This is a genomic window from Geomicrobium sp. JCM 19039, assembly GCF_000698145.1.
Taxonomy (GTDB): domain Bacteria; phylum Bacillota; class Bacilli; order Bacillales; family Marinococcaceae; genus Geomicrobium_A.
The window spans coordinates 1-17207 of sequence record NZ_BAXB01000031.1 but is presented as its reverse complement, the minus strand read 5'-3'; the positions used below and the strand labels follow the sequence as shown (position 1 = coordinate 17207).

The window sequence follows — 17207 nt, the reverse complement described above, 5'->3', positions numbered from 1 at the left end:
TTTTCTACTCCTTTCAGTTACCGGACTGGACCGGTTTGCATAATGTAATTGCGAGGAGGGCGACTGACATGGGTATGGTTACCGCTAATGAATATATGGAACGGATCGCTGCGATGAACAGCACCGTTTGGCTGGATGGAGAAAAGATCCGTGGGCCTGTGACAAAGCACCCGGCCTTTACATCCGTCATTAAAAGTAAAGCGAATTTGTATGACCTCGTTCATAAACCAGAATACCGAGCGATTTTACAAGCGGATGATGGGTCATCGAATTTCTCCTGGGAGCCGATGACGACCCGAGAACGCTTGGCGAAACGCCGATTGGCAACGCAACTATGGGCAAATGAAAATGCCGGCCTACTCGGACGTTCTCCTGAATATGGGAATACGATCGTGACAACACTTGCTTGTGCGAAAGATTATTTTGCGACTGCCGGTGAACAATACGGTGACGCGATTGAGCAACTATACGAAAACGCGAAACAGGCAGATCTAACATTTACACATACCTTTGTGAATCCGAAAGCAAAAAGATCAACGTCCTTTTTCTCGAAAGAAGAAGAGCAGCCGATTGCAGCAAAAGTTGTGGAAGAGACGGACACGGGCATTGTGATTGAAGGCGCGCGCTTACTCGCCACTCAAGGTGGAATTACTGATGAAGTGATCGTTCTGCCCGCAGGATTAGAGAAGGATTACTTGTTCGCTTTCTCCATTCCATCTGACACAAAAGGATTGACCTTTTTAGCGAGACCCTCATATTCGAAAGATTCACTCTACGATGAACCGTATTCTTCTCAATTTGAAGAAGGCGATGCGATCGTCGTTTTTGATTCGGTGTTCGTTCCGTGGGAGCGTGTGTTTTTATATAAAAATGAAGAACTCGCCAAGCGACTCTTCTTCGACACCGGTCTTGAATCTGCGCTTCTCTTTCATGCGTCCAACCGGCAAATCGTAAAAACCGAATGGATTTTAGGCATTGCCAATGAAATGGTCAATACGTTAAAAATTGGTCAGTTTCAACACATTCAGCAGAAAGTATCTGAAATTATTACAGCGCTCGAAGCGATGCGCGGCTTTGTATACTCTTCGGAAATGCAAGCAGAAATAAACCCTTATGGCATGATGGTCCCGAAGGCCGCTCCGCTGAAGACGGCCGTTTCCTATTATCAAAACACGTACGGGAGACTTGTGGAAATTATCCAGCTCATCGGAGCGAGCAATTTTATTGCGACACCAAACGAAAAAGACTTTAACTCGGAAATTGCTCCGTTGCTTGAACGATTTATGGGTGGCTACGAAGCATCAGCAAAAGATCGGATCCGTTTATTTCGACTTGCAAAAGATTTAACGATGGGTGACTTCGGTTCAAGACAAACGCAATTTGAGCGTTATTTCTACGGAGATCCGATCCGGCTTCAATCCGGGCTTTGCCTCGACTATAATCTTGAACCGTACAGTTCACGTGTGCGGAACTTTCTAGAGAAGCTCAAATAATTCATTCGATGAGAAAGCCTTTTTCTCGTAACGCCGCTTTCGCATTGGTGATCTGCTCTTTTCGGCTTGCTTCCACGAGATGGAGATGTACACCGTCTGTAAGCTGAGAGAGCAGCGCACTTCCTGAATCTGTCACCCGCTCACAAAACGCATCCACATCACGGCGGTTGGACACATCGATGCGTCCAGAAAGTTCACCATACACTTCATGTTCAATGACGACCGTGTTTACGGTTAACCCGTAATCAACAAACGTATACAATTCGTCTTTCATTTCATCTGGCGCATGACGAACCGCAACCCATTCCCGTTCGTTGTTTGCTTGCCCTTCACCCATGTACATGTACCCGTGCGCTGTCGCGAGCACAGGTTCTTCCTTTGCCCGTAATATGGACATGTCTTGGACAATCACTTGACGACTGACGCCTGCACGCTCCGCAAGCTCACCACCCTTTAGCGGTGCGCCTTCCTCTTTCAGCCATTGAACGATCGCTTCCCGGCGCTCACTTGCTAATAATTTTTTTGGTGACATCGTTTTCCTCACTTATTTGTTCAAAAGTAGTGATCATTTTCTCAACATCTGCTCGGGTCGTTGGGACACCGAACGTCACGCGAATAAACTGTTCAGCCTCATGTTGTTTAAGCCCAATTGCAAGCAAAGATTCAGGTGTATTCGTTTGCCCTGCCCGACAAGCAGATCCGACTGCGATTTGTATGCCTTGACGGTCACATTCGAGCATGAACTGCTGTCCGCTCCAGCCGTGTACGAGAAACCCAAGATGAAACGGCAAACGCTGTTTCGCTCCAACAAGGGAAAAGCGCCCATTCGTTGTCAAACGACCCATCGCTTCATCCCGCCATAACGCCAGCTGCTCGACCTTCGGCAACTGCTCGATCGCTTCTTCAATCCCAACGGCAAACGCTGCCGCTCCTGCCACATCGACGGTGCCCGGTCGAAACGACGAACGACTGTAAAACGTTTGCCACGGGACGTGGGGAGCGATGTACGCCACCCCTACTCCTTTCGGTGCGTATAGCTTATGTGCGGACATGCTAATCGCATCGAAAAGTTGCCAGTTCACGTCAACGCGTCCGACAGCTTGGACAGCATCACTATGAAACAGTATATCACGGGACCGGAGCAACTCGCTCAGTTCATCAACCTTTTGCACAGTGCCAATCTCACTTGAAGCAACCGCAAATGTCGCCAAAATCGTTTCTCGCCTGATCGCCTTTTCTACTTGTGCCGGGTCAATGTTTCCTTCACCGTCGACGTCCACAAACGTTACTTCATATCCTTGTCCAGACAAATAATCGAGCGTGTCCAACACAGACGGATGCTCGGTCTTTACAGAAAGAATATGATTCCCTCTTTTACGAGCCGCTTTTGCGAGCGTGACGATCGACAAGAAATTGGCTTCCGACCCTGAACCGGTAAAATGTACACCGTCAGCCTTAATGTTTAAGCAGTGTGCAAACCGCTGCTTGGCAACTCGGTATACATCCGTCGCCTCTAGCCCTCGCGTATGAACGCTGTTCGTATTGCCAAACGCCGCTTGAGATACATCATTGTACACACGCAAGCACGTGTCAGACATTGGCGTCGTTGCACTGTAATCTAAATAAATCATCTCAATCTCCCCATTGTTTTTTCTTTTATTCTATGTAAATATAGGTGACAAGACAACTGTAAAGTTGGTGAAATTATGATTGTGATCATTGGGACAGGAGTTGCAGGGCTCATGGCAGCTTTACAACTTTCAGAAACGGAAGACGTCGTCCTCATCTCAAAAACTGAGGCAACAGTGAACAACTCCACTCGCGCACAAGGAGGGATGGCTGCCGCTGTCACCGCTAACGACGACACGTCGATTCACGCGACCGACACAATGCAAGCGGGCTACGGCCACGGTAACGTTACATACATTCAGATGATGACCCGATCTGCACCAAAAATTGCTCGAACACTCAAAAATCTCGGTGTGCCATTTGCGCCGACTCTCGGACATGAAGGCGCCCACTCCAGACGGCGAATTCTACACGCCAATGGAGATCAAACCGGTCAAGCAATTACAACGACGCTATTGCAACATGTGAAAAACCGCGTAAGCCTTTATGAACATGAAACCGTCATAGAACTTGTAACCGAAAGGGGACAAATTACAGCTGTACACACGACCAAACAACGATTCGAACACCCAAAAGCCGTCATCCTTGCTACCGGAGGAGCCGGTCAACTATACGCACGCACGTCAAACGTAGCCACTGCGACCGGTGACGGCATCGCCCTCGCGTATCGAGCGGGGGCCTCCGTTACCGACGTGGAGTTCGTCCAATTTCACCTACGATGCTCAAAGCGCCAGGTGGCGGACTCATTAGTGAGGCCGTACGGGGTGAAGGAGCGATGCTCGTGAACAGTGACGGTGAACGCATACTCCGCAACGATCTCGCTAGCCGAGATGTTGTCGCACGTGCCATTCATCGTTCCGACACCCCTGTCTTTCTTGACGCGCGCCATGTGAAGAACTTCACAAAACGTTTTCCGTCCATTACTCATCATTGCTTAACCTCGGGATACGATCCAACCGTTGATCCGCTTCCTGTTGCACCAGCTGCTCACTTTATGTGCGGGGGCGTGCAAACGAATGCGTGGGGGCAAACGAACATTGAAAGGTTGTATGCGATCGGAGAAGTCGCCTGCACATCTGTTCACGGCGCGAACCGATTGGCGAGCAATTCATTACTTGAAGCGCTCGTTTTCGCGGAAAAGACGAGTGCGCATATCGCGAGTGGCAAAGAATGGCGCAAACGCTCATCCTTCTCCTCATCACCGCCGGTGCATCACCGTTTACCTGACCGCGCTGAACTGCAACAGAAAATGAGCGCATCGGTCGGTGTCGAACGCCATCAAGACGACCTGAACGAGATGCAAGCGTATCTCAAAAGCTTTGAATCGTTGCCTGCTGACAACACAACGTACAGCGAAGACGATCACCTTTTCACCGTGGCCAAACTCGTCACCACCGCCGCACAGTTGCGACACGAAACACGCGGAGCACACATACGAACAGACTTCCCCCACCCAGATCCGAACTGGCAAGGCAAACAAATCACATTCCAATTGAAGGAGGAAAACGATGAACACACTGCTACTGGACGAACAGTTACACCGCTTCTTACTTGAAGATATCGGTACCGGGGACTTGACGAGCGAATCCATTTTTCAAGATGAGAAAACAGAGGCGTACGTTGTCGCCAAAGCGGACGGGGTTGTTGCCGGACTGGCTGTTTTTGAGCGAATCTATCAGCTTCTAGACCCGTCTGTTTCTATGAAAACGACCCTTCGTGACGGGGATGCTGTTACCGAGGGTGACCACGTCTTGTCGATGCGTGGTCCGGCTGCTTCTCTTTTGACAGGAGAGAGGGTTGCACTGAATGTATTGCAACGGATGAGTGGAATTGCGTCGATGACGCGGTTAGCGGTGGACGCGCTCGGGGATCGGTCGATTCGGGTGTGCGATACGCGGAAGACGACGCCGGGGCTTCGTCTGTTGGAGAAGGCTGCGGTACGCGCGGGGGGCGGTTTAATCATCGTTATGGCTTGGATGATGCGGTGATGTTAAAGGAGAATCATATTGCGGCATGTGGGTCGATTTCTGAGGCGGTGGCGCGGACGCGGGCGGCGGTTGGTCACATGGTGAAGGTTGAAGTGGAAACGACGAACGGTGCGGAAGTCGAGGAGGCGGTACGCGCGGGGGCAGATGTGATTATGTTTGATAACGCGACGCCAGCTGATATTGCTCGCTACGTTCCGCTTGTTCCCGAGGAAATCTTAATGGAAGCGTCAGGAGGCATATCCATGAAGACGATTGCGACGTTTCGAGGCTCGGGGGTTGATTATCTTTCGCTTGGCTTTTTGACGCATTCGGTTCAAGCGCTTGATTTTAGTATGCTCGTACGAAAGGAGTGTTCGGTATGACGTTCACAGCGATTCGTAGGTTACCCGTACAATATCGAGAGATGAGTAATGAGGAAAAAATATCGCGTATTGTTGAAGCAAAGCGGGCGTTCGGGAGCGATCTGTTCATTCCTGGGCACCATTATCAACGTGATGAGGTGATTCAGTTTGCGGATGTGACGGGAGACTCTTTGCAGTTGGCGCAAGTTTGCGAGACACGGTCGAGTCCGTATATTGTGTTTTGCGGTGTCCATTTTATGGCGGAGACGGCGGATATTCTGACTGACACCGAGCAACGTGTGATGCTACCGGACTTGAATGCCGGTTGTTCGATGGCGGACATGGCAAATATTTCACAAACGGAGCGAGCGTGGGAGACGCTAACCGACCAATTTGGGGATGCGATTCTTCCACTCACGTACGTGAACAGCACCGCCGCGATAAAAGCGTTTTGTGGCGAGCGCGGCGGCGCGTGTGTGACGAGTTCCAATGCAGGCAAGATGGTGCGGTGGGCGCTCGCGCAAAAACAGCGGCTGCTCTTTCTTCCCGATCAGCACCTCGGTCGAAATACAGCGGCAGATCTTGGCATCCCGTTGCAAGATATGGCAGTATGGAATCCAATTACGCATGAGTTGGAGCTGGCAGATGGTGCTCATATTGATGACATCCAAATCATTCTTTGGAAAGGTCACTGTTCGGTGCACGAGAAATTTACGGTCGGGCAAATTGAAGAACTGCGGCAAACAGAGCCGGAAACGAACGTACTCGTCCACCCCGAGTGCACGTATGAGGTTGTGCAAGCAGCAGATTACGCAGGCAGCACCCATCACATTATCGAACGTCTACATGCCGCTGCCCCGGGAACGTCTTGGGCAATTGGCACAGAAATGAATCTCGTGAAACGGCTAGCCGCACAACACGTTGATAAACGGGTCTTTTCATTGAACAGTAACATGTGCCCGTGCTTGACGATGAACCGAATTGACTTGGAACATTTAGCATGGACGTTGGATCTGTTACGTGAAGATGTATACCAATTTGAGATTTCTGTTCCAGAACATATCGCTGAGAATGCACGTATGGCTCTACGGCGCATGCTCGAAAATGCATAATTATTTTCAGACACATTTTAGACACAATTGCTATAAAAATATTTTGATAAATGTAGTGAACTCTCCTTATAATGGATACATAAGGAGGGTTTTTATTTGAAACATCAAGGAATTTCTTCAAACGAACGGATTCATACGCTTGATATTGTGCGAGGGTTTGCCATTTTGGGCATCGCTCTGGCGAACATGATGCACTTCAAGTCATTGGCACAGCTCGATTTCACCATTTTCATAGAAGGGTTTCCTTTACCAGACGACACGTTAAACGCACTGAGCACTTTATTTATATCATTTTTTGTCGAAGGTAAATTTTATCCGATGTTCTCGCTATTGTTTGGATTAGGCTTCTACATATTCTACTCACGGGCAGCGGAGAAAAACTTACGAGCGAATCGCTTATTCTCCCGGCGACTTACGTTTCTTATGATTGTAGGGATCGTCCACCTGTTCTTCTTCTGGCACGGCGACATTTTATTCACGTACGGTGTGACTGGATTTCTATTACTTTTCTTTATTTCTAGACAACCGAAAACCATTTTAATTTGGGCAACGTTACTCCTTTTCATCTACAGCATTATTTTGGCTGTAATGATGGGTGTTAACAGCTGGTTAATGAGTCTCGGCACCATGTTTGGAGGCGATTTTACTGAAGAAATGGCCACAATGAATGCCCAAGCAAATGAGGTCATGGCAAACGGAAGTTATCTTGACATTCTTTTGCATCGTCTGCCTGAATCTATCATTACATTATTAAATGTTTTCGTCGTCATTCCGTCCATTCTGCCACTCTTTTTGATCGGTTTGTACATGGGTAAGACTGGCATGTTCCACAACGTCCGGGACCATTTGCACACGTGGAAAAAGATTTGCATCCATAGCGCGTGGATTGGCTTTTTATTCTCGATCTTAACGACAGCGCTCCTGCATGACTTCACCGCCATACCCGGAGGCGTTGCGTACGGTTTAGCTTTTAGCATACGTACATTCACCGGGCCGATTTTAATGCTGTTTTACCTTTCCGCACTCGTACTGCTTCTAACGAAAGAATCACGACAAAAAATGCTGCAGCCGATCGCTTCTGTCGGGCGCATGGCATTGACGAATTACCTTATGCAGACACTCATTTTCGTCATCATTTTCCACGGATATGGGTTCGGCCTGTTTAACCAAGTCGGCAGCTTTGCTGGCGTCATACTGTCCGTTTCCGTCTTTATCATCCAAATTGGACTAAGTACACTCTACTTGAAGAAATTCAATCAAGGACCGATGGAATGGCTTTGGCGAAAATGGACGTATAAAAATGTATAACGAAAAAGCAAGGAGCCAAGCTCCTTGCTTTTTCGTTGGCGGAGGCGTGGCGAATTTTGCCGAAAGCGAGTACTTCTGTGTCGAATGGGTGCACTCTCCTAAAAACGATCTATATAAGTTAAACAAAAGAACTTCATTAAATCAGATGACCGAGATGGGTCTTTGCGGGTGAGTGCTTGCATATTGTCTGTTGAAATTCATTTCGTTGCCGATCATTGTTCGTCACTGCAAGGGTTGCTGGCAAAACGAAAAACGTTTGCCGAAGGGTAAAAAGTTAAGGCCTAGGGTCGCCACTTGGTGCAAGGGTGAGATGACCTGTCACGTATGTGACAATCCAGCCCTCAAACCGGGCACTTTCGGCACGCAACTGTCACAAAGTGCACGATTTGTGACAGTTGACTTCGTTTATGTGCGCATTCACGTTTAAAATCATGATTTTTCTTTCTCAACTGTCACAAATATGAATATATGGGGCATTTGGACTTCTTCCCACACACCGTAGCAAGGAGGCAGCATCGGTCCAATATCGCCATTGTGCTACGGTGTGTATAGAAAACACGGTGTCGCCTTTTGACCTCCGATGTTGCACTTCTCCTCCGGAGTACAAGCATCCGCCTGCAGTGGAAAGCAAAAACAAACTGCGCAACGAGGAAAATCTTAAGTTCTTTCTACCTAGATCACCAACACCCAATTTATTCCAGTTAATCTCATGCAAAGGAGTGAACGTAGCCCGGACAAAATCGAAAAGAATCCTACGTTAATTTGCCATTCACCTTTGAGGTTCACTGCCCTTTTCTGGTAGTCTAACAGTAGAATGGTTTATCGCTTTCCGGCTTGACATACGCAAATGTTGGAGGTCCATCATGTTGTTTTGGGTCATGCTTTTGTTTCCTTATTTGCTGCTAGCCATTGCGATTTTGTTGTCCGTGTATTGGCGGGCGAAGCCGGCTCGTGTATTGTATGTCGCAGTTGGTTTTCTAACGATTGTGATCGTCGCCATGCTCGTTCCGATTCGCATTGTTCAGGCGATGAATCACTTTGCAAGTTGGATGGAAACCGTCATTATTATGGGCATAATTAATCTCTTTTTTTTATTCCCGCGGGTTTCGTCTTCATTATCATTGCCGGAATATTTTTTCTAGTCAAATCAAAGAGGTGAATGGATTGCACGAAAAGTTTCTACAGGTGAACACAGAGCATTTGATATTGAGAATGCCACAACTAGACGATGTTGCCTCGGTTCTTGCGATTGAAGGACACCCGGATACGAACCAATTTCGGGTGAAAATCCCGGTCACGAACGAACAAGAAGCAAAGGAAACGTTACACACTTGGCGAAACAACTGGCTTGAATCGAAGTTCGGGTATTGGGCAGTTGTCGAATCTATTACTTCTGAGATTGTTGGTTTCGGGGGCATTCGCAAAGAAAACTGGCAAGGGTCACCCGTCTTAAACCTTTATTACGGCTTTTCCCCTGACGTATGGGGCCGTGGGTATGCACAAGAAATGGCGGAAACCGCTTTGGAACTCGGCAAAAAACACGTCCCGCATGTTCCCGTCGTCGCTCGAATTCAGCCTATTAACAAACCGTCGATCCGGCTAGCGGAGCGTCTTGGGCTCTGTCATCAACCTAACTTAGACTCTGATCACTTAATGGTGTTCGCATAGGAGGGATTACTTTGGAAACATTGCTCGGCATTATTATGACGGTGTTGCCACTACTGATCGTAGCCGTCCTCGTCGTGTTCGTCATCAAACGCCTCGCGAAAAAAGCAAAAGAAGAGAGCTTTACTCATGCAGACAACCAACGAGCACTGTTTATGCCTTTTGGAATGCTGATCGGCACGAGTGTGGGATATTACTCGGTATGTTCCTTCCTGTTTCAATGGGAACCGTGCTTACGCTAGGCAGTGGCTTCGGCTTTTTCTTCGGGTATTTGTTGTTCGAGTGGAAACCTCAGAAAGAGACGTCCATGTAAAAGAAGGGAAAAGTTTTGCGATTACCTACATGTTGGAACTGTACGAAGACGTTTCGTTGGCGACAATGTATCGGCAAGTATGACCGACTCGTTTGTGACTTGTGCGGTGAAGAGAATTTCCTTTCGTCAAAAGGACAATGGCGAATGTTTTTTCCTTACGTACCGATCTTTTTACTTTCTGTTTCTTGGCGTCCCTTTTTTGATGACCCGTTTTATTACTCGATTATTTTTATCGTCGTCTTCGTCATACTTAATCATTTTTTCATTCAACCGTTTCTTCTTCATTATCGAAAAGAAAAAGAGTATTTGATTGATGGTTTCTCATAACAAGTTGGAGAGGTGAACTGATGCTTTTCTATCATATGTATCGAGAAGACGAAGTGTTGACCGACGCCCTTCGCCGCGGTTTGTCTCGCAGCACGATGTCTGGGTGGGCGTCAAGAGGCGGCGGCAACCTTTATCCGGAGCTCGTTCAAGAGTTACAACGAGGCAGCTCTGATGAGTGGATGGATTTCCATACATCTTTTTCTGTGTATCCACGCCCTTACAACTTCGCGAAATATCTACAATTTCCACTTGAGACCGACAACGTTTATGTATTCAACCGGGAAATCGTCACAGACCTGTTCGGATACATTGAAGAAGAAATGGAGTTCGGCAGTGATGAATATCGCCCCGGCATGTTCACCCATGACCTCCCACCGAAAGAAACGTTAATGAAAGCGTATTGGCAAAGCCGAATACCGTTAGAAGCCTACATCCGCAACCAACCTTATCCTGAACCTGAATACCTCTGCTTTTCCCCTGTACAGGCTCAGCTACTTCGTGGCTTTTTTCACGGGGAGCGTGTCGTTTTGTGACCGGCCAACACGCCGACAATCATTGCCAGCACGAGCAAGACCATCATGATTTGTGTAAGTCCCCCACTCCCCGCACGTCCGTCGAAGAACAAAACGACAGATGTGAGACTGAGTTGAAAGAGGACGATGACCCAAAGCAAAATAACATATACAAATCTTGGCACTTTTCGTAGTATCTTCATGTCCTTATCGTAACACAGGTGAAAATGTTCACGTAATGTCCATAGCTCCAGCAAGTGCCTGGCAGGAATACGGGCATCCAGACGGGAATGTATTCTTTACATAAGGAGTGATTTCTGTGCCGACGATTCACATTAATGAACAGACCTTTCATTACCGTACAGCCGGTGATCCATCCGCCCCACCTGTTGTTTTGCTTCATGCACTCGGACAAAACGCCTCGTCATGGGACGGTGTTGCTGCAGCGTTAAGCGATGAATTTTACGTCATCGCACTAGATCAACGCGGTCATGGAGAAAGTTCACATGCGGACGAGTACTCTTTCCAGAAGATGCAGGCCGATGTGTTTGCTTTCGTCAGTCATTTGAAACTCGAACGGTTCATTCTTATTGGCCATTCGATGGGCGGAACGGTCGCGTACTTGTTCGCACAACAACATCCTCATATGGTTGAGCGATTGGTGATAGAGGATACGCCCGTTCCGACGAAGCCTAGTAAACCGATAAACATTCCAACGAGCCCGCCTGACGAGCCGCTCCCGTTCGATTGGCGCGTCATCCCGCAAATTCTTCAGCAATTAAACGAGCCAGACCCCGAGTGGTGGGGAAACTTGAGCCGACTCACGATGCCCACACTCATCATCGGAGGTGGCGAGACGAGCCACGTTGCCACGAGTCAACTGCACGACACCGCCGGGCAAATGCCTAATTGTGAGATTGTGACCGTGGAAGAGGCCGGGCATCACGTCCATGCGCAACACCCGACAGCTTTTTTAGCACACGTGAAGCCGTTTTTATCGTAAGCACACACGATCCCCGGATCGTGTTTTTTCGTATGTGGCCGTCGTTTCAAACAGACAAGTTACCTGCCCTACTAAATCAAGACGGTGCGGTTTATAATAGAGAGAGCAAATCATGTAAACGAGGGGTAGTATGCAATTTTTATATGAAACGGAGGCAGGCGATTATCGCGATTTTGCGAGTGGTCGTGTGCTGCGCAATGCACCAGGGACGACAGCGTTTCCTGTACGTCTGACGAGTGAGATTTTATTTCGTTGCCGGGCCTTAATTGGCAAAAAAACTGAGCTTACCATCTATGATCCTTGTTGCGGCGGAGCGCACATGTTGACGGCAGCGGGGTTTTTGCACGGCCGATCGATAACGACAATCGTTGGCTCAGATGTGAACTCGTCCGTCGTTCCAATCGCTAAATCAAACGTGTCTCTGCTCACACGTGAAGGCCTTGAGGACCGAAAACAGCAACTGCAAGCATTTTTCGATGAGTTCCAGAAGAGCGCTCACCGTGAAGCTTTGGAAAGTATAGAACGACTGGAACAACTCCAGCAAAAGGCGGGGCCGTTTCATTCCCTTCAAGCATTCGACCATGATATTACAACGTCCCCACCGAGTGTCGAGGGTGTGAACATCATCATTGCTGACCTTCCGTATGGCAATACAGTCGACTGGCAAACCACAGAGGACGAGCCCCTTCACCAGATGCTCCAAAACATATATGAAACGTTAGATCCCGACCAATCTGTAGTCGCGTTGATCAGTGACAAGAAACAACAGACCGAGCACCGATACTACGAACGTGTGAAAGCACTCAAACACGGCAAGCGAAAAATTACGCTGCTCAAACCGAGGTGAATGATGAAAAAAGCAGAGAAAACAGCCTCCTAACAAACTATAGAAAACAACTTTTTTAGGAGGCGTTCTCAATGAATTTCCATCCCATTGATATGGAACAGTGGCATAGAAAAGAGTACTTCAACCATTACACAAAGCAACAAACATCCTTTAGCATGACGGTAGATGTGAATGTGCAAACGCTACGAACAGTAGCAAAACAACATGGCTTTCAGTTTTATCCGGCGTTCATTTACGCCGTAACGAAGGCAATAAACAAGCAGCAAGCGTTTCGTATGACAATGCAAGAAGGAGAGCTTGGGTATTGGGATACGGTCGAGCCGATGTATACGGTGTTTGATGAGCACGAGCATTCGTTTTCTAACATCTGGACATGGCGGCGCGCTCGGTCATTCCCTTCGTTTCACGAAGCCTATGTCCAAGACGTGTACGCGTACAGCAAAAAAGGAGTCATGTTCCCGAAAACGCCGATCCCGGAAAATGTATTTCCTCTATCAATGATTCCGTGGGTAACCTACTCATCGTTTCAACTTCATGTTGGAAACGGTGGAAATTACCTCGCCCCGATTGTAACGGCAGGACGATACGAAGAACGCGAGCACCAACTGTTCATGCCCGTTTCCTTGCAAGTGCATCACGGGGTTGCAGACGGCTATCATGCCGCGACGTTTTTCACTGACCTTCAACATGCGGCCAACACCGCTCATGATTGGCTGAGCGATAATTAAACAGTGGAGCCAGGGGACTATCCCCTGGCTCCTTTGCGCTTTTTCGCACTACACGCGCCCTCCAATTTTACTCGATATTGTTTTTGCTGTTTGTTGAACGTGATGAATGAGAAACCGTTCCCGTTCTTTCGTCAATTGAAAGCTAACAATCCCAATACTAATCGCTCCGACCAACCCCGTTGCAGCCGTTACGATCGGTGCCGCAAAAGATGTCGTCCCCGCCGTTCGTTCACCGTGGCTTACCGCATACCCTTGTGCTTTAATGAGCGCCAACTGTTCAAAAAATGCCTTCCGATCATCTTCGTGCACGAGCTGCTCCACGAAACGACTCGTTTGCTCATCTGGCATAAAAGCAAGCATCGTTTTATTCGCGGCGCCAATGTTCAACGGAATCCGAATTCCTAGCTGATCATGAATGCGGATCGTATTGCTCGGGCAATCAATTCTTTCAATAACAAGCGCCTCCGTGCCTACAGGTTGGCTAAAATAAACACTTTCTTCAGTCACTTGCATGAGTCGCTCAAGCTCAGGACGGACATACGAGACCACATCCATCGTATCGTACAGCTGCAAACCGTACTCCAACCATTTGTTGCCGAGTGCATAATGCTTCGTCACCGCATCCTGGACGACCAACCCGTGAAGCGTCATCGATGCGAGCAAGCGATGCATCGAGCTGATCGGCAACTTACAAGCACCCGCAAGATCAGAAATCGACATCCACTTTTTCGTATCTGCAGATGATAACATGTGCGCGACCTTCATCGCGCGGTCAATCGTTTGCATCCGAACATCCTCCAATTTCATTGACATTTTCGACAATTTTCTTTAAAATCAAGCGCATATATTTCCTAATAAAGAAATCAATTTCCGATATACGGAATAATAACACAAAATAAGGAGGACGACTATAGATGACAACATTTGTTTCAGAACATTTAGAGCATTGGGCAATTCAAAAACGTCGGCACTTTCATCAACATCCCGAGCTTTCCGGAGAGGAATATGAAACGAGACTTACTTAAAAGAACAGTTAAAAGCGTTAGATCTTGAAATCCTTGAGTATAAAGAACCTGGTGTCGTCGCTCGACTGAAAGGGACGGTTGGGGAACAAACGATTGCATTACGCGCAGACATTGATGCTCTTCCCATTCAAGAAGAGGGAGAGAAGAGCTATATGTCGACCGTTTCGGGTGTTTCGCACATGTGCGGTCACGATGGCCATACAGCCGTCTTGCTCGCCGCGGCGAAATGGTTGTCGGAAAACCGTGATCGTGTGCGTCACAACCTCCTCTTCATTTTTCAATCTTCGGAAGAGGATTTACCGAGCGGTGCCCAAATTCTCGTTGAACAAGGTGTCATGGATGGGGTTGACGCCGTCTTTGGTCTTCATCTGTACCAGCCGTTAGAGAAAGGGAAAATCGGGATTGCTCATGGCCCGCTCATGTCGACTGCCGACGATTTTACGATTACGATACACGGAAAAGGCGGACACGGCTCAATGCCTCACGAAGCGGTAGATCCTACATATATCGCAAGCCATGTAATTCAAGCGTTACAAGCCATACCTAGTCGACAAATGGACCCTAGGGAACCGTCCGTCATTTCCATTGGCCATTTAGCCGCAGGGCAAGCGTACAATGTGATTCCATCCACAGTCACGATTGGCGGGACGTTTCGAACGTTTTCCGAAGACACACGTACGCGCCTCGCCGATCGCATGAAAACCGTTGTCGAAGGCATTTGCACGTCTTTTGGCGGGACAGGCACGGTTCAGATTGGGTGGGGCGCGCCAGCTGTCGTGAACGACCCCAGTATGACCGATGAATTGGAGAAGATCCTCGGGGAGACATTTTCCAAAGAGCGAATTACAGAAATGACCCCGATGATGGGTAGCGAAGATTTCTCTCACTATCTTGACGTCGCGAAAGGATCCTACTTTCTCATCGGAATGGGCGGAGAGAAGAGCGCCTACGGTCACCATCATCCGAAATTCGACATTGATGAGAGGGTAATGAAAGACGCCATTGAATCATTCATGCAGATTGCGCTCACGTTTGAGAAATAAAGGAGCAACGTTATAATGACCATTCAACATTACGGAACAGCCGAGCAAAGAAAAAGGTTACTCACCGATCTCGTAGCCATCGCTAGCATTTCCGAAAGCGAGGGTGAGAAACACTTTCCAGATGCTGTTCACAGTTTACTTTCCCAATGGGAATACTATAAAACAAACCCTTCACACTTATATCACGGGGGGCGGTCAGGAGATGAGCCGTTTCTTTCTGCTCACTACTATCATTCTTCGCACGCCAAAACGCTCGTTTTCATTAGCCATTTTGATGTCGTAGGTATTGAAGATTATGGCGAGTATGAACCGTTAGCTTTTTCGGTTGATGAGTTAACAGAAGCGTTCGCCCGCGATGCTCAGCAGTTTTCTCACGCTGTCCAAAAAGACATCCAATCTGGCGATTACCTATTTGGGCGCGGCACGATGGACATGAAAGCCGGTCTTACTGTCCATATAAGTCTTTTAGAGAAAGCCATCGCGAACCGTTGGCCAATGAATATTGTTCTCGTCACCGTGCCGGATGAAGAAGTCAATTCTTCGGGCATGAGAGCCGCTGTAGGCTACTTAAATCACCTCAAAGACAAATACAAATGGGTGTATTCATTGTTCCTAAACTCTGAACCTGTGTTTACTCAAAAACCTGATGACGAAAACTACTATATCTATTCAGGATCGATCGGCAAGATTATGCCTGGCCTTTTATTTTACGGAAAAGAAACTCATGTCGGCGAGCCACTTGCCGGAATTTCTTCAAATTATATGGCTTCGTTTTTAATGAATCATCTGGAACTAAATGACGCATTGCGAGAAGTCGTTGGCGCGGAGAAAACACCGCTTCCAGTTTCTCTGTATCAGAAAGATTTAAAGCAAGAGTATTCGGTGAAAACACCTTACCGAACTGCTCCTTATTCAATGTATTTCTATTCAAACGTTCAGCCAATGAGATGTTTGATATTTTTCAAAAGGAAGTACACGTCGCGACCGCACGACTTAATGAAACGTATCGGAATTTATGCGAACGAGAACAAGTCGAAGGGGTCGGAAACGTTCAAATTCTTGATTATGAGCAACTCGAAGCCCACGCCATCAAGCACCACGGTGAAGCGAAAGTTGCCGACTGGAAAGAGGAAATTTATACTCGCAAAGACCTTAATGACCGCGAGAAATCCATCTTAACGACAGACAAACTTGCAAGACACTGCAATGATTTGAGCCCAGCGATCATTTCGTTCTTCGCGCCCCCCTATTATCCGGCCGTCTATTCAGAGAAAACGGACGAGTTTATGAAGATGATTGATTTTATTAAAGCCGAATCCGAACGCGCCCATCAGTTGCCCGTCACAAACATCCAATACTTCAACGGCATTTCTGACCTAAGTTATGTCGCTTATCGGGATGCAGGCGGAGACGGCTGGCGAGCATACGAAGCCAACACCCCCGTGTTCGGAACGAGCTATACCATCCCGTTTCACGAGATGAGTCAGCTACAAGCACCTGTCCTTAATATCGGCCCTAGAGGAAGAGATGCCCACAAAAAAACCGAGCGTCTACACGCGCATAGCGCCTTTGTTGAAGTTCCCTTCATCATCGAACAACTCATTCACAACATGATGGGAGAACATTCGGAATAGAAAGCTTTGAGATGAAGCCAAACAATGACGTTACAGAGAAGCTGGTGCCAGGTTTCAGTTGTGACCAGTGCAGAGTGAGTTATATAGTGTGAACTTTAGTTTTTCTTTACTCGCGTTGTTTGCACTTGATTTCGAGCGTCTTTCCAAGGGCGGAGAACCGGTTGAAGTTCTCCAAAGGCGCTGGAGGTAGCCTGAAAACGTTTTTTGCTTCCAAAGAGCTTACATTGGAAACAGACTCA

Annotated in this window: 19 protein-coding genes and 2 pseudogenes; 17 read left to right on the top strand and 4 right to left on the bottom strand. The window is 47.8% G+C overall.

The features are described 5' to 3' along the window. The first annotated feature begins 68 nt into the window (after positions 1–68). Positions 69–1493, top strand: coding sequence for a 4-hydroxyphenylacetate 3-hydroxylase family protein (locus JCM19039_RS19210; RefSeq protein WP_042430311.1), 1425 nt, complete (start codon positions 69–71; stop codon positions 1491–1493). A gap of 1 nt (position 1494) precedes the next feature. On the opposite strand, the gene JCM19039_RS19205 is transcribed toward JCM19039_RS19210, so the two are convergent. Then, complete coding sequence (locus JCM19039_RS19205; protein ID WP_042430309.1) at positions 1495–2025, bottom strand: transcription repressor NadR; 531 nt, start codon at positions 2023–2025, stop codon at positions 1495–1497. After that, positions 1997–3124, bottom strand: a complete 1128-nt coding sequence (locus tag JCM19039_RS19200; protein ID WP_042430306.1) for an IscS subfamily cysteine desulfurase — start codon at positions 3122–3124, stop codon at positions 1997–1999. The genes JCM19039_RS19205 and JCM19039_RS19200 overlap by 29 nt, the downstream gene beginning before the upstream one ends. Before the next feature lie 75 nt (positions 3125–3199). Here JCM19039_RS19200 and JCM19039_RS22625 point away from each other — a divergent pair. The 10 genes and pseudogenes from JCM19039_RS22625 to JCM19039_RS19150 form a co-directional block, all read left to right on the top strand. Continuing rightward, positions 3200–4176, top strand: a pseudogene (locus JCM19039_RS22625) (L-aspartate oxidase); the annotation flags it as partial. Between the two features lie 195 nt (positions 4177–4371). Further along, positions 4372–4677, top strand: coding sequence for a hypothetical protein (locus tag JCM19039_RS28225; protein WP_373976135.1), 306 nt, complete (start codon positions 4372–4374; stop codon positions 4675–4677). Beyond that, positions 4631–5472: pseudogene (gene nadC / locus JCM19039_RS19190) on the top strand (carboxylating nicotinate-nucleotide diphosphorylase). The gene JCM19039_RS28225 and the pseudogene nadC overlap by 47 nt, the downstream one beginning before the upstream one ends. Continuing rightward, positions 5469–6563: a quinolinate synthase NadA gene (gene nadA, locus JCM19039_RS19185; protein ID WP_042430304.1), complete on the top strand. Its 1095-nt coding sequence runs from the start codon at positions 5469–5471 to the stop codon at positions 6561–6563. The pseudogene nadC and the gene nadA overlap by 4 nt, the downstream one beginning before the upstream one ends. A gap of 96 nt (positions 6564–6659) precedes the next feature. Then, positions 6660–7871: a DUF418 domain-containing protein gene (locus JCM19039_RS19180; protein WP_042430302.1), complete on the top strand. Its 1212-nt coding sequence runs from the start codon at positions 6660–6662 to the stop codon at positions 7869–7871. A gap of 863 nt (positions 7872–8734) precedes the next feature. After that, on the top strand, positions 8735–9013 hold the full coding sequence (locus JCM19039_RS19170; RefSeq protein WP_042430296.1) for a hypothetical protein: 279 nt from the start codon (positions 8735–8737) through the stop codon (positions 9011–9013). Between the two features lie 22 nt (positions 9014–9035). After that, positions 9036–9539 carry a GNAT family N-acetyltransferase gene (locus JCM19039_RS19165; protein ID WP_042430293.1) on the top strand — a complete coding sequence of 168 codons (504 nt, stop codon included), beginning with the start codon at positions 9036–9038 and terminating at the stop codon, positions 9537–9539. A gap of 11 nt (positions 9540–9550) precedes the next feature. Continuing rightward, on the top strand, positions 9551–9778 hold the full coding sequence (locus JCM19039_RS19160; RefSeq protein ID WP_042430290.1) for a hypothetical protein: 228 nt from the start codon (positions 9551–9553) through the stop codon (positions 9776–9778). A gap of 86 nt (positions 9779–9864) precedes the next feature. Continuing rightward, positions 9865–10176 (top strand): TIGR04104 family putative zinc finger protein, encoded by a 312-nt coding sequence (locus JCM19039_RS19155; RefSeq protein WP_042430287.1) that lies wholly within the window; start codon positions 9865–9867, stop codon positions 10174–10176. 20 nt (positions 10177–10196) lie between these two features. Beyond that, positions 10197–10709 carry a hypothetical protein gene (locus JCM19039_RS19150; protein ID WP_042430284.1) on the top strand — a complete coding sequence of 171 codons (513 nt, stop codon included), beginning with the start codon at positions 10197–10199 and terminating at the stop codon, positions 10707–10709. Here the strand turns inward: JCM19039_RS19150 and JCM19039_RS24010 are convergent. After that, the gene (locus JCM19039_RS24010) at positions 10685–10891 is read right to left on the bottom strand and encodes a hypothetical protein (protein ID WP_152550287.1); all 207 of its coding nucleotides are present in this window, start codon (positions 10889–10891) and stop codon (positions 10685–10687) included. The genes JCM19039_RS19150 and JCM19039_RS24010 overlap by 25 nt on opposite strands. 116 nt (positions 10892–11007) lie before the next feature. On the opposite strand from JCM19039_RS24010, the gene JCM19039_RS19145 reads away from it, so the two are divergent. From JCM19039_RS19145 to JCM19039_RS19135, 3 genes are all read left to right on the top strand, one after another. Then, entirely contained in the window at positions 11008–11691 is a 684-nt protein-coding gene (locus tag JCM19039_RS19145) for an alpha/beta fold hydrolase (RefSeq protein WP_238545150.1), read from the top strand. A 130-nt stretch (positions 11692–11821) separates the two neighbouring features. Beyond that, positions 11822–12538, top strand: a complete 717-nt coding sequence (locus JCM19039_RS19140) for a hypothetical protein (RefSeq protein WP_042430283.1) — start codon at positions 11822–11824, stop codon at positions 12536–12538. A 71-nt stretch (positions 12539–12609) separates the two neighbouring features. Next, complete coding sequence (locus JCM19039_RS19135; protein ID WP_042430280.1) at positions 12610–13266, top strand: CatA-like O-acetyltransferase; 657 nt, start codon at positions 12610–12612, stop codon at positions 13264–13266. A gap of 48 nt (positions 13267–13314) precedes the next feature. On the opposite strand, the gene JCM19039_RS19130 is transcribed toward JCM19039_RS19135, so the two are convergent. Beyond that, positions 13315–14052 carry an IclR family transcriptional regulator gene (locus JCM19039_RS19130; RefSeq protein ID WP_042430277.1) on the bottom strand — a complete coding sequence of 246 codons (738 nt, stop codon included), beginning with the start codon at positions 14050–14052 and terminating at the stop codon, positions 13315–13317. A gap of 268 nt (positions 14053–14320) precedes the next feature. Here JCM19039_RS19130 and JCM19039_RS19125 point away from each other — a divergent pair, with 268 nt between their 5' ends. From JCM19039_RS19125 to JCM19039_RS26000, 3 genes are all read left to right on the top strand, one after another. Beyond that, the gene (locus tag JCM19039_RS19125) at positions 14321–15334 is read left to right on the top strand and encodes a M20 family metallopeptidase (protein ID WP_238545154.1); all 1014 of its coding nucleotides are present in this window, start codon (positions 14321–14323) and stop codon (positions 15332–15334) included. Positions 15335–15349: 15 nt separating this feature from the next. After that, positions 15350–16513, top strand: coding sequence for a M20/M25/M40 family metallo-hydrolase (locus JCM19039_RS19120; protein WP_238545149.1), 1164 nt, complete (start codon positions 15350–15352; stop codon positions 16511–16513). A gap of 113 nt (positions 16514–16626) precedes the next feature. Continuing rightward, a complete protein-coding gene (locus JCM19039_RS26000) occupies positions 16627–16968 on the top strand; it encodes a hypothetical protein (protein WP_238545148.1) in 342 nt (113 codons plus the stop codon). Positions 16969–17207 lie beyond the last annotated feature (239 nt).

Bases quoted from the DNA above. Each gene is read 5' to 3' on its own strand.
- JCM19039_RS24010 (WP_152550287.1), bottom strand. From the start codon at position 10,891: ATGAAGATACTACGAAAAGTGCCAAGATTTGTATATGTTATTTTGCTT.
- JCM19039_RS19130 (WP_042430277.1), bottom strand. From the start codon at position 14,052: ATGCAAACGATTGACCGCGCGATGAAGGTCGCGCACATGTTATCATCT.
- JCM19039_RS19140 (WP_042430283.1), top strand. From the start codon at position 11,822: ATGCAATTTTTATATGAAACGGAGGCAGGCGATTATCGCGATTTTGCG.
- JCM19039_RS19135 (WP_042430280.1), top strand. From the start codon at position 12,610: ATGAATTTCCATCCCATTGATATGGAACAGTGGCATAGAAAAGAGTAC.
- JCM19039_RS19200 (WP_042430306.1), bottom strand. From the start codon at position 3,124: ATGATTTATTTAGATTACAGTGCAACGACGCCAATGTCTGACACGTGC.
- JCM19039_RS19205 (WP_042430309.1), bottom strand. From the start codon at position 2,025: ATGTCACCAAAAAAATTATTAGCAAGTGAGCGCCGGGAAGCGATCGTT.
- JCM19039_RS26000 (WP_238545148.1), top strand. From the start codon at position 16,627: ATGATTGATTTTATTAAAGCCGAATCCGAACGCGCCCATCAGTTGCCC.
- JCM19039_RS19170 (WP_042430296.1), top strand. From the start codon at position 8,735: ATGTTGTTTTGGGTCATGCTTTTGTTTCCTTATTTGCTGCTAGCCATT.
- JCM19039_RS19210 (WP_042430311.1), top strand. From the start codon at position 69: ATGGGTATGGTTACCGCTAATGAATATATGGAACGGATCGCTGCGATG.
- JCM19039_RS28225 (WP_373976135.1), top strand. From the start codon at position 4,372: ATGAGCGCATCGGTCGGTGTCGAACGCCATCAAGACGACCTGAACGAG.
- nadA (WP_042430304.1), top strand. From the start codon at position 5,469: ATGACGTTCACAGCGATTCGTAGGTTACCCGTACAATATCGAGAGATG.
- JCM19039_RS19120 (WP_238545149.1), top strand. From the start codon at position 15,350: ATGACCATTCAACATTACGGAACAGCCGAGCAAAGAAAAAGGTTACTC.
- JCM19039_RS19150 (WP_042430284.1), top strand. From the start codon at position 10,197: ATGCTTTTCTATCATATGTATCGAGAAGACGAAGTGTTGACCGACGCC.